Genomic DNA, 12,201 nt, shown 5'->3' with positions numbered 1-12,201 from the left:
GCTAAAGCTCATCGTAGCTCAAGAAAAAGCTAAAGGCTAAAGCTCATCGTAGCTCAAGAAAAAAGCTAAAGGCTAAAAGCTAACCGAAGCTCAAGAAAAGGCTAAAAGCCCAAGGCTCCATACAAACAGTTAAACAAAAGCTAAAGGCTAAAAGCCAAAACTACAAACAACCCAATGAAAGCTAACGGCTCAGCCTAACAAAAACTAAAAACATTGGCGGTAAAAATAACGGAATTTATAAAAAAAAAGCACATTATTTCAAAGCTTTGTTACCTGATTGTTAAAATACCTGCTTGTGCCTACGCAAATACGTGATTTGGCTATATTAGCGTAAATGTTTTTTTTGAAAACTTGTTATTCTAACAACAATATCCTTTCTTGTAAGATGCTGTAACTGAGTAAACAAATCACTTGAATCATTGTTTTATCAGTAATACCAGAAGTGATGCCAACCCTCCATACTGCTTGCTGTAGGCAGGTGGTTTTTGAGGTAAAAAATAACCATAGAAAATACAAAAACTTATTATAACTGAATGAACTTTGTATATCCCCTGTTCCTGTGGGCGTTAGTGGCACTAGCTATTCCAATCGCCATTCATTTATTCAATTTTAGAAAAGTAAAACGGGTCTATTTTACCAATGTAGTACTACTCAAAGATGTAAAAACCGAAACTAATTCATTCCGAAGAGTCAAACAATTTCTCATTTTATTATCCCGTTTGGGTATGGTAGCAGCCTTGGTATTGGCATTTGCTCAACCATTTATCCCCAGCAAAAACCAAAAAGATATTCAAAACCTAAGTGGACTGGTGGGTATGTACCTCGACAACTCTTACAGCATGCAAAGCGAGTTGGGCAATGATAAGTATTTTGACCTTGCCTCGGTATATATTGCCGATCTGGTAAAGGTTTTTCCTAAAGATGCCCGCTTTCAGTTAATTACCAACAACTTTGAAAATAAAGAGCAGTTTCCTATTCCTGCCAATGAAATAGCCGATCGGCTGACCGAGACAAAGTTTTCTAATGCTTACCGTAGCCTTCCGTCCTTGTATAAGCGCCAAAGTAACTTGCTGGACAGGTACTCGAACAACAAAAAGAATCAGGTGTTTTGGTTTTCCGATTTTCAGAAAAGTACTGCCGGAGATTTAAACAAGGTAAAGTTAGACACTACCAACCAATACTATATAGTGCCTATCAAGTCAGAAAAAACAGCCAACATTATGATAGATTCGGTGTGGCTGGAAAACCCCTTTATCAAAGAACTGGAAAGTAACCGGGTAAATGTACGCTTGAAAAGTTTTAGTCAAGACAACTACCCCAACCTGGTACTTAAGCTTTTTCTTGATGGCAAACAAGTGTCTACCACCAGCGCCGAACTACCCGCCAACGCTACTGCAATGACCAGTTTTAACTTTACGGTAAACGGCAAAGGTTGGAAGGCAGGTAAAATTACCTTTGAAGACTTTCCAGTAATGTTTGACAATGAATACTTCTTTACACTCAATGCCTCTACCTCTATCAATATTTTGCACCTGCACGAAAAGAACCCTACCAGGTACATTCAAAACCTGTACAGCAACGAAAAAGTATTTAAGCTCAATAGTCAAAATGTAAATACTCTGGACTACAACCGCATCAAAGCATCAGATTTGATCATACTCAACGAGCTCAACAACATTGAAGGGGCCTTGGTAACTGCTTTGCGCGAATTTGTTCAAAAAGGGGGAAGTTTGGTGGTATTTCCGGCAGCCAAACCGGGCAACTCTTATGGTGGTTTTCTGGGAGGTTTGAGGGTGAGCGGTTTCAAAACGCAAACTCTCAACAAAGACTCCCTGAAAAGAACCAGCAATAATACACTTGCCGTGCCCAATACAAGCAATCCGTTTTTTAAGGGCATGTTTAACAACATTCCCCGCAACATGAACATGCCCTTTGCCAGTGCCGTAATAAGCTGGAATAACCTTGGCAACAATGTATTTACCTACAAAAACCGTCACCCGTTTATGTCGCAGTTTGGAGTAGGGCGTGGCAAAGTATATTTGTGTGCAGCACCGCTCAACGGTGACTATAGCAGCCTTGCCAAACACGCTATCTTTGTACCAATAATGTATAAGATAGCTTCGGCAAGCAAAACTACGGGTGAACGCCTTGCTTATACCTTTCAAGAAAAAACGCTGCGACTGAAGGTAAATAATCCCGCCAAAAACCAAGTGTACAAACTGGTAAAAGACAAGCTGGAGATTGTACCAGCTCAACGTATTATTGGCGATGAACTATTGCTCGAAATGCCCGCCCAAACACTGGAAGCAGGCTATTATAAACTCATGCTGAATGGCAAGCAACAAGGGCTGATTGCTTTTAATTATGGCAAGGCAGAGTCTGACTTGAACTACTACAGCATGGAGGAGCTTAAGAATACTTTTGCCAAAGCGAAAAATGTGCAGGTATACGATTTCTCTAAACAAGGCAAAGATTTTATTACGGAGTTTAAAGCCAAAAATATTCAGGTGAACCTGTGGAAGTATTTTATAGTTGCTGCCCTGGCGTTTTTGCTTATCGAGACTTTGTTGATTAGGTTTTTGTAGGGGCTTTTAGCTTTTTTGGTCTGTGTGTAGTTTTAGCCTTTAGCTTTTTTTTGAACTACGATGAGCTTTAGCTTTTAGCCTTTTTTTGAGCTACGATGAGCTTTAGCCTTTAGCCTTTTTTTGAACTACGATGAGCTTTAGCCTTTAGCTTTTTTTTGAGCCATGATAGGGTTGAGCCTTTAGCCTTTTTTTGAACTACGATGAGCTTTTAGCCACGCTTGCGCCTATTCGTAATTCGTAATTAGCTTACGCAGAGCTCCCTTTGGTCGGTTCGTAATTGAACAATTCGTAATTAAAAATTGAAACTGTAGTAACCCACCAACCAATGACTCCCACCGAAGCAGCAGGGCTGATTGCCCAACACAAACCCGAATGGTACGCCCATTTTGAACAAGAAAAATCGGCGAAAACCTATTATTTATTAATGTCAGACATAGGACATGAGATAGTAGATGATGCCGTCGAGCATCAAAATATTGAGCGCATTTATAAGGTGTTTCATACTATAGAAAACATTCTGGAGCAAATCAATTTTAAAGACCACATCGACGCTTCAAGCCTGATAGGTGCTGGTATGTTTGAGGCAATGCATAGCACTGCTATGGTGCCCCGCGATTTTTTGAACCAGTTTATGGGCACACGCACTCTTAAGTTTTGGCAGGGTATAATAGAAGGCTGGCGCGGCAAAGGCATCAGAACGTTGTCGATGTGCGAGCGGGTAATAACCTACGGTTTGAGTAGGGTTGAGATTGATTGGCAGCAACGTGCCGAAAAACTCTTGGTTGACAACCTGCAAGATACCCACCACCCCTTACGCATGCATTGGCAAGGGGGCAGTTTACTGCAAGAAGAAGTAATAAGCCCCAAAAGAAGCAAACAAGCTTTACGTTTTTTTAGCCCCTTGATTGCCGAACAAGCGTTGGGCTATCGGCCCAAAATTGCCCAAAAAATTACAGGGTTTGACACACCTTATGCGGTAATTAAAACAACAACTGCTTCGTTGTATAAACTTGACATAATAGTAGGCAACCCAGTGGGCGAAATCATCCCTCAACGTTATGCCCGTACCAGCAAGGGGGCTTGTTATACCTTAAATACTGCCTGGGAAGAAATACTCAATGTATAGTAAAGGTAACTTTATCCAATAATCTAAAAAAACCACCTCCCAACAGCCAATGGGCTTTAGCTACCAGGCAAATAGTATAGACAAGGCTAAGTTGAGGGTCATCATAACAAAATCTGTTACAAATATAAACAACATGGTTCCTTTGAGCACTTGCCATACTCCTTCGCCCCGTGTGTTTTGAATGGCAATGGGAACATTAAATGCAAATTGGGAACCGTGCGCTATAGCAAATACCAGCAACAAAATAGCCCTTTGCTTGTCGCTGGGAAAAGTATTCAGATTAAAAAGCAATAAAACATTGAATAAGGTAAACGCCAGGTTAAACCCACCCAAAAATCGTCCCGATTCGGCTAAAATAGAGAACACAGGGGTATCTCGGTCTTTTCTCGGCACTACCAGTTTGGCAAAAACTTTATGCCGTATTGAAAAAGCGTGAAACCCAAGAGCAAACCAAATAGTATTTGTGATTAGTACAAATTTTATCATTTTTTATATATTTTAGGGGTCAAAGGTATAGTTTTATTTGGTAAATCACAAAATACTTACACTCTTGTGATAACATAATAGCCTGGCAAAAGCAAAGAAATACAAGTGTCAACGAGCAATATTAGAGGTATACTCATAATTACTCGCCACCAATAGGTACAAATGCAGCCAAGGAATCAAACATAGTGGGCTCAACATAGTTACATATTTATTAACTATAGAAGCCACCAAATTACAAAAAACGATATATGAGTAAGTTTACCTTTGAGACGCTGGAAGGCTGGTTGTGGGACTCTGTCAACATATTGCAGAGCAGTGCCAACTCGTCTGATTTTAAGAATTATATATTTAGTTTACTATTTCTGAAACGCTTCAATGATGTGTTTGAGGAGAAAGTAGCTAAAAGAATGGATCAAGAAGGTTTGAACCGAGAAGACGCCGAAAAAAAGGTTGATTTTAAGATACCTTCCGAAGCCCGCTGGCAATACTTGACAAAACAGACCGAAAACATAGGCACTGCACTTGACAAAGCTTTGGAGGCTATAGAACGCGAAAACCAAAGTTTGGAGGGAGTAATGACTGCTGTCAAGTTTGACCGTCAAGAAACATTATCGAGCAAGGTACTTCAACGTTTGTTACACCACTTTGACAAATACTCGCTACAAAACAAAGACTTGGAGTCGGGCAACTTACTGGGCAATGCTTTCGAGTATTTGATCAAACAGTTTGCCGATAGTGCAGGCAAGGAAGGCGACGAGTTTTATACCCCACGTGGAGTAGCAAGCCTCATTGTGCACCTGATAAAACCCCAGCCAGGACACCATGTATACGACCCTACCTATGGTTCGGGTGGTATGCTTATAGAGTCGGCGCGCTACGTAGCTGACCAACCAGGTGGCATCAAGAATGGCGTAGTAGACATTGCCTTGTTTGGGCAGGAAAAAAAAACAAGTACTTGGGCTATTGGCAGAATCAATATGATTTTACACAATTTTGAGAGCGCTGACTTACAGAAAGGTGATACTTTAGTCAATCCCCGGCACACCCATGCTCAAAAAGGCTTGCAAGTGTTTGACCGAATCATTGCCAACCCTCCTTTCTCGCTGAATGGTTGGTGGATGCCCGTCGAAAATGCCGCCGAAGCAGCAACTAACGGAGAGTATGAAATCAATAGGGAATCCCCCAACTATGCCAAAGAAGTAAACGATCCTTTTGAGCGATTGGTATATGGTGTGCCTCCACGAAGCTACGCCGATTTCGCGTTTTTGCAACACGTGCTCGCGTCTTTGCAAAAAAATGGCAAAGCTGGGATAGTGCTGCCCCACGGTGCGCTCTGTAGAGGTGGCAGCGAAGGTAAAATACGCCAAGCTTTGCTGCAGGACGATTTGGTAGAGGGTATTGTGGGTTTGCCCAGCGCATTATTTTGCAATACGGACATACCTGTAGCAGTGTGGATACTCAACAAAGACAAAAACCCCGCTCAAAAAGGCAGGGTGGCTATAGTAGAGGCTAGTCGCGACTACCAGAAAGGCGAAAAACAAAACCAATTGCTGGAGACTCACATCAATAAGATAGTGAAAACGTACGAGGTATTTGCTGATGTAGACAAGTATATGCGCATAGTACCGCTCGAAGAAATTGCTGAGAATGATTATAACCTCGACATTTCACGCTATGTAAGCACTAGCGAGTCTGAGCCAGCAGGGGACACTACCGAGGTGAAGCAGCGTATTGCTGATATCGAGGTACACGATCGGGACATTGATGTAAAAATCTCGGACTTTTTAAGGAAAATACAGTCATAGATATAAAGACTTATACCTTATTTATCCTCACAAAAAAACGGTTACCAGAGTTTCTCTCTAGTACCCACTGGCCTCAGTTTTCTCAACTTAAGCCTTTGAATAGAAGAAAGTTTATAACCTTCGTCCATCCTGGCGTGTATTTCAATAGACACCTATTTTATAGACAAAAAGGCATTGCAAAAGCGCCCTAGGTGGTACAATGAAGTAGTTTTATAAGAAAGCATGGTTTTGCAAATAATCATGGAATTTTTTAGGCGTATACGCCTAAAAAAAAGACGGTCACCAGAGCTAACCTCCAGTGACCGTCTTTTTTGATATAATAATTCTATCTTAGCTTAGTGACTACTCACCACTAATGGCTTTTTCTATTTCTTTGTATTTGGTAGTGTACATCTTTTTGTCAGTTTTAGACTTACGCGACAAGAAGTTGTAAATTTTACCCAATGGACGCAATACGCTCATATCGTCTGACTTTTTTGCTTTTAATTTTTCAAAATAAGGCAATGCTTTTTTGAACGCAACTACAGCTTCTTGCTCCATTTTTTTACCACGCTTGTTGTACTCAGGAAGCGTCAATTTATCAATTTCGGTCAAAATCTTAGCCGCTTTGTTAAATTGAAGTACAGCAAGGTTAAAGTTGGCCTTGTAGTTTTCTGAGTCTACCTTAAGACATCTTTCATAAGTAGCTTCAGCCTTCTCGGTTTTACCAGCTTTGTCATAAATAATACCCAGGTTTACATAGTTACCTACATCTTTAGGGTTTTTATCAATGGCACTCTCAAGGTTTTTGATGGCATCGTCTAGCTTATTGGTTTTCACATAAAGCTCTACTTGCAACGCTCGAAGGTTTTCGTGGTTAGGCGCAAGCTTTACCCCTTCTTCTACTACTTTTACTCCTTCTTCGTATTGCTTGGTTTCACGCAAGTGAAACACCAATGCCGCATAATAGTTGGCTTTTTCTTGAGTCAAACGGGCTTTTTTTGCCTCAGCATCTTGTAGTTTTGCCAGTTCGTCTTTTTTTAGCAATGCTTCAAAAGCACTTACAGGAAACTTGATAATGCCTCTTAAAGCAGCTTCGTATTTTTCTTTGTTCTTGGCTTCACGCGCCACATCACCACCATATACAAAAGGAAGTAAAGATTGGTCGTTGGTTTTTTGTGCCAACTCAAAAGCTTTTACCGAAGCATTGTAATTTTTTGCGCGGTACATTTCTACCCCTTGGTTAATAGCAGTAGGATGCAAGTTGGTTTTCAATGCCTTTGCCGCATCCTTGTAATAGCCTCTTTTCTTAGGCTCCAATTCCATGGCTTTGGTCAGCGCTTCGTAAGCAACATATATAGCATCTGGATTGGCGGCTTTCAACGCACCAAAAATTTTGGCGGGGTTTTGAGCAATTGCTATGTATACCTGGCCACGGTAATACCACATTTTAGACTTTCCTTTCAGCTTTTCACTCTCCAGGCAAGCGTCAATTTTTTCTTTAGCTTTGTCAAATTTATTGCTGTTATAATTTGCAATGGCAGAGCTTAATTGTGCTCTCAAAGGAAAAGCTGCCACTAAACTCAACAACAAACTAACGTAAACGATTTTTTTCATCTGTTAAACAATTATATACATTCAATATTTTCCAATAAGATTCGGCAAATATAACGATTATTTCGAGTTTAATTGTATTTTAGTTCTTGAACGTATACGAATGGATCAATTACGAATTAGGGAATTACGAATTACGAATGGGCGCAAGCGTGGCTAATTACGAATTAGGGAATTACGAACCGACCAAAGGGAGCTCTGCGTAAGCTAATTACGAATGGGCGCAAGCGTGGCTAAAAGCTCATCGTAGCTCAAAAAAAAGCTAAAGGCTCAACCCTATCGTAGTTCAAGAAAAAGCTAAAGGCTCAACCCTATCGTAGTTCAAAAAAAGGCTAAAGGCTCAACCCTATCGTAGTTCAAGAAAAAGCTAAAGGCTAAAGCTCATCGTAGCTCAAAAAAAAGCTAAAGGCTCAACCCTATCGTAGCTCAAGAAAAAGCTAAAGGCTAAAGCTCATCGTAGCTCAAGAAAAAGCTAAAGGCTCAACCCTATCGTAGTTCAAGAAAAAGCTAAAGGCTCAACCCTATCGTAGCTCAAGAAAAAGCTAAAGGCTAAAACTACACAGAGACCAAAAAAGCTAAAAGCTCCCTACAAACAGCCAAAAAAAAGCCCCACATAAATCAATCTGACTTGAAGTTTCTAAAGCAAAAAATGGCGAATAGGAATCTATTCGCCATTTTTTTTAAGAAATTTTATATCTGTCAGGTCTCAAAAACCTAGTGCTTCTAAGGACAAAAGAAGAAAAATAGTGCTTTACTTATGTAGTGTCTACTAGTAGGCATAGATAAAAAGCCAGTTGGCTTATGCATCTGTGGCTTTATCTTCGTTGTCTTCAGAAGTTTCTTTAGAGCTCTCTATTGGGTTTTCGGCTTCATTTCCAGTAGTAGCAGCCTCCACAGTTGCTTCGCCTTCTACACTGCTTTCTTCACCTTCTTCATCGTTTAGCAAGCTTTCTGCGTCTACTTTTGCCACCGATGCTATACTGTCGTCTTCGTGTAGTTTAATAAGACGTACCCCTTGAGTAGCCCTACCCATTACCCTCATGTCCGACATAGACATTCTAATGGCAAGCCCAGTTTTGGTGATCAAAATCAAATCGTCGGTATCTACTGCTTCTTTGATAGCCACCAAACGACCTGTTTTGTCGGTAATTTGCATCGTAATCACCCCTTTTCCACCTCGGTTCGTAATGCGGTAATCTTCAATAGAAGAACGCTTGCCATAACCAGTTTCAGACACTACCAACAAACTGGCATCGTCTCTGGCCACACACACCATACCCACTACTCGGTTGTCATCACCATCAAGTGTAATACCACGTACCCCAGCCGCAGTTCGTCCCATGCTTCTTACTTGATCTTCGTGAAAATGAATGGCACGACCACTACGAATGGCCAAAATAATATTGTTTTCACCATTGGTCAATTTTACGTCTAACAGTTGATCATCTTCGTTGATGGTAATGGCGTGGATACCGTTTTGACGAGGCCTTGAAAACGCTTCAAGTCTGGTTTTTTTAATGATTCCCTTCTCAGTACACATTACCAGGTAATGGTTTTGGTTGTAGTCGGGATCTTGCAATTGCTTCACATTGATTACCGCACGTATACTATCTCCTTTTTCCATTTGCAAAAGGTTTTGGATAGCACGCCCTTTGGCTGTTTTGGCAACCTCCGGAATATTGTACCCCTTGATCCAGAACACTTTACCAGAGTTGGTAAAAATCAACAAATAATCGTGGGTAGACGCTACAAACAAGTGCTCAGTAAAATCATCGTCTTTTTTAGAGGTACCCCTCGACCCTACCCCGCCTCTGTTTTGGGTGCGGTATTCGTCTAGAGAAGTACGCTTGATATAGCCAAAGTGAGAAATAGTAATGACCATTTCCTCTACCGGAATCATATCTTCGTCGGTAAGGTCATCAGCCATGTGCTCAATGTCGGTGCGGCGAGCATCGCCATACCTGTCTTTCATTTCTGTAAGCTCCTCTTTGATAATGCCTACTCTCAAGCCTTTATCTGACAGAATGGCTTCCAATTCTTTGATCAACTCAGAAATTTGCTTATGCTCTGCCACAATTTTGTCGCGCTCCATAGCCGTAAGACGCTGCAAACGAATATCTAGAATGGCTTTTGCCTGAATCTCTGACAACTCAAACTTTTCTATCAAAGAGTTTTTGGCTGTTTCGCCATCTTTCGATGCCCTGATCAATGTAATGACCTCGTCGATATTATCTAAGGCTATCAGCAAACCTTCTAAAATATGCTGACGGGCTTTGGCTTCTTTGAGCTCAAACTGAGTACGACGATAGATTACTTCGTGGCGGTGCTCCACAAAGTGGTAAATCATATCACGCAGATTCAAGATTTCAGGTCGTCCTTTGACCAACGCCACGTTGTTTACCCCAAACGACGATTGTAATGCAGTATATTTGTACAGTTGGTTGAGCGTAACCATAGGTACAGCATCGCGCTTGAGTTCATATACAATGCGCATTCCGGTACGGTCAGACTCATCGCGGATGTCTGAAATACCTTCTATTCTCTTTTCTTGTACCAGATGGGCGGTTTTCTCAATCAAGCTTGCCTTATTTACCAAATAAGGTATTTCGGTCACAATGATGCGTTCTCTGCCGCTTTTGGTGGTTTCTACTTCTGCTACCCCCCTTATTACTACCCTGCCTCGCCCGGTAAGCATGGCTTTTTTTACTCCTTGATAACCATAAATGATTCCCCCGGTGGGAAAGTCAGGCGCTGGAATATACTCAATAAGTTCTTCAACTGTAATATCGTTGTTGTCAAGGTAAGCAATAATGCCATCTACTACTTCGGTCAGGTTATGAGGAGGCATATTGGTAGCCATACCTACAGCAATACCTGAAGTACCATTGATGAGCAAATGAGGGATTTTACAAGGTAATACCGTTGGTTCTTTGAGCGATTCGTCAAAGTTTGGCTGAAAGTCAATAGTATCTTTGTTCAGGTCAGACAACAGCTCGTCTGCTACACGCTTCAGGCGCGCCTCGGTATAACGCATTGCCGCAGGCGAGTCACCATCAATTGACCCAAAGTTACCTTGTCCATCAACCAAAGGATAGCGAAGCGACCAGGGTTGTGCCATCCTTACCATTGTATCATACACTGAAGCATCTCCATGTGGGTGATATTTACCTAATACTTCTCCCACGATACGTGCTGATTTTTTAAAAGGTTTGTTAAACATCAAACCCAAATCAGACATTCCATACAGTACCCTTCTGTGTACAGGTTTTAAGCCATCGCGAACGTCTGGTAACGCTCGCGAAATAATCACCGACATAGCATAATCTATGTAGGCACTCTTCATTTCATCCTCAATATTAATGGGGATTATTTTACTTGAAGATTCCAGCATATTGTCTAAATAATTTTGTTGTTATCTTAAATGATCACAAACCCTAAAGTTTGTATACCTTTTTTCTGAAAATAATGATCTGTTTGTGTAGAGAATACACTACTTGCATTTGATATTTCCTTAATCGTATGCTTCTCTGGTATCTATTTTTCTGTACCTGCCCTTGGCAGACTTTGCTTTGTAAGATCTTCTGAATATGTATTTATACCAGGGTACTCCTCTTACCACCTTGTTTCGGCGCATGCCCGAAGAAGTAAAGAGTTTACCTGATTTGGTTTTCGACTTGAAAGTTCCTCTGGTAGGGTGACTATGGTCAATGACTACATGACACTGTGAAACTTTGCACCGGGGAGGCATACAGCTTGTGGTAAGAAAGAGGGAGGTAATAAAGGTAAAAACTATAACTGCGATTTTATTGCTCATAAGTAATGAAAGAAGTAAGAAAATATTTTAAACCAAAAAAGCCTGTTGTGGTGAATAACAGACTTTGAAATAAGGGTTTAAAAAGAGCCTCCTATTGGACTCGAACCAACGACCTACTGATTACAAATCAGTTGCTCTACCAACTGAGCTAAGGAGGCTTATTTTCTTGTTTTAATCGTTTACAAAAATAATAAATTTAAGGTGATTTCACCAACAAAAAAACGTTTTTTTAGGCGATATATTTGATCTTTTTCGCCTAAAATTCAGCGACTTATCCACAAGCTCGAAAAACTACCCTCAAATGCTTTAATCAACGTTTTTTTGCTTGCTTTTTATGCCTTTTTTTGGGCGATATTTAGCAGGCAGAGCTTCGCATCAAAACCAAATGCAACAAGCATGAAGTTTTCCTTGCTTTATTACAATTATTTTATCTCGCTGTATGCCTCACCAGGCAAATACAGGTTTTATTTTAGTGGGTGTATATAGTGAGTGTTGTCAAGTCCCTTGGGGCAAACTTCATTAGAGAGGTAGATAAACAAAGCATTACTAAAGCAAAAAAACCTGTTTTAGCAATACTAAAACAGGTTGTAGTGTATCTTAAAAAAGCCTCCTATTGGACTCGAACCAACGACCTACTGATTACAAATCAGTTGCTCTACCAACTGAGCTAAGGAGGCTTGTTGCCTTTTGGAATGAAAGGAAGAATAAGTATTTAAAAAAAGCCTCCTATTGGACTCGAACCAACGACCTACTGATTACAAATCAGTTGCTCTACCAACTGAGCTAAGGAGG

7 protein-coding genes and 3 tRNA genes are annotated in these 12,201 nt (G+C 40.7%); 3 read left to right on the top strand and 7 right to left on the bottom strand.

Translation table 11 applies throughout. The features are described from left to right. The first annotated feature begins 533 nt into the window (after positions 1-533). Both Q0954_RS30065 and Q0954_RS30060 read left to right on the top strand, forming a co-directional pair. Positions 534-2,585 carry a BatA domain-containing protein gene (locus Q0954_RS30065; protein WP_299464321.1) on the top strand — a complete coding sequence of 684 codons (2,052 nt, stop codon included), beginning with the start codon at positions 534-536 and terminating at the stop codon, positions 2,583-2,585. A 325-nt stretch (positions 2,586-2,910) separates the two neighbouring features. Continuing rightward, the gene (locus Q0954_RS30060) at positions 2,911-3,711 is read left to right on the top strand and encodes a hypothetical protein (protein WP_299464318.1); all 801 of its coding nucleotides are present in this window, start codon (positions 2,911-2,913) and stop codon (positions 3,709-3,711) included. Positions 3,712-3,771: 60 nt separating this feature from the next. On the opposite strand, the gene Q0954_RS30055 is transcribed toward Q0954_RS30060, so the two are convergent. Next, a complete protein-coding gene (locus tag Q0954_RS30055; protein WP_299464315.1) occupies positions 3,772-4,197 on the bottom strand; it encodes a hypothetical protein in 426 nt (141 codons plus the stop codon). 248 nt (positions 4,198-4,445) lie between these two features. Between Q0954_RS30055 and Q0954_RS30050 the strand changes: the two genes are divergently transcribed. Then, positions 4,446-6,002 carry a class I SAM-dependent DNA methyltransferase gene (locus tag Q0954_RS30050; RefSeq protein WP_299464312.1) on the top strand — a complete coding sequence of 519 codons (1,557 nt, stop codon included), beginning with the start codon at positions 4,446-4,448 and terminating at the stop codon, positions 6,000-6,002. 342 nt (positions 6,003-6,344) lie between these two features. On the opposite strand, the gene Q0954_RS30045 is transcribed toward Q0954_RS30050, so the two are convergent. From Q0954_RS30045 to Q0954_RS30020, 6 genes are all read right to left on the bottom strand, one after another. Next, complete coding sequence (locus Q0954_RS30045; RefSeq protein WP_299464310.1) at positions 6,345-7,598, bottom strand: tetratricopeptide repeat protein; 1,254 nt, start codon at positions 7,596-7,598, stop codon at positions 6,345-6,347. Positions 7,599-8,394: 796 nt separating this feature from the next. After that, positions 8,395-10,986: a DNA gyrase subunit A gene (gene gyrA / locus Q0954_RS30040; protein ID WP_299464308.1), complete on the bottom strand. Its 2,592-nt coding sequence runs from the start codon at positions 10,984-10,986 to the stop codon at positions 8,395-8,397. Between the two features lie 120 nt (positions 10,987-11,106). Then, complete coding sequence (locus Q0954_RS30035) at positions 11,107-11,343, bottom strand: hypothetical protein (protein ID WP_299464306.1); 237 nt, start codon at positions 11,341-11,343, stop codon at positions 11,107-11,109. Between the two features lie 151 nt (positions 11,344-11,494). Further along, positions 11,495-11,567, bottom strand: a tRNA-Thr gene (locus Q0954_RS30030). Positions 11,568-12,013: 446 nt separating this feature from the next. Next, positions 12,014-12,086, bottom strand: a tRNA-Thr gene (locus Q0954_RS30025). A gap of 43 nt (positions 12,087-12,129) precedes the next feature. Beyond that, a tRNA-Thr gene (locus Q0954_RS30020) sits at positions 12,130-12,201 on the bottom strand.

This window comes from uncultured Microscilla sp., from assembly GCF_947493425.1.
Lineage (GTDB): Bacteria > Bacteroidota > Bacteroidia > Cytophagales > Microscillaceae > Microscilla.
This window is presented reverse-complemented; position numbering and strand designations above follow the sequence as displayed.

Bases quoted from the DNA above. Each gene is read 5' to 3' on its own strand.
- Q0954_RS30065 (WP_299464321.1), top strand. From the start codon at position 534: ATGAACTTTGTATATCCCCTGTTCCTGTGGGCGTTAGTGGCACTAGCT.
- Q0954_RS30060 (WP_299464318.1), top strand. From the start codon at position 2,911: ATGACTCCCACCGAAGCAGCAGGGCTGATTGCCCAACACAAACCCGAA.
- Q0954_RS30055 (WP_299464315.1), bottom strand. From the start codon at position 4,197: ATGATAAAATTTGTACTAATCACAAATACTATTTGGTTTGCTCTTGGG.
- Q0954_RS30050 (WP_299464312.1), top strand. From the start codon at position 4,446: ATGAGTAAGTTTACCTTTGAGACGCTGGAAGGCTGGTTGTGGGACTCT.
- Q0954_RS30045 (WP_299464310.1), bottom strand. From the start codon at position 7,598: ATGAAAAAAATCGTTTACGTTAGTTTGTTGTTGAGTTTAGTGGCAGCT.
- gyrA (WP_299464308.1), bottom strand. From the start codon at position 10,986: ATGCTGGAATCTTCAAGTAAAATAATCCCCATTAATATTGAGGATGAA.
- Q0954_RS30035 (WP_299464306.1), bottom strand. From the start codon at position 11,343: ATGCCTCCCCGGTGCAAAGTTTCACAGTGTCATGTAGTCATTGACCAT.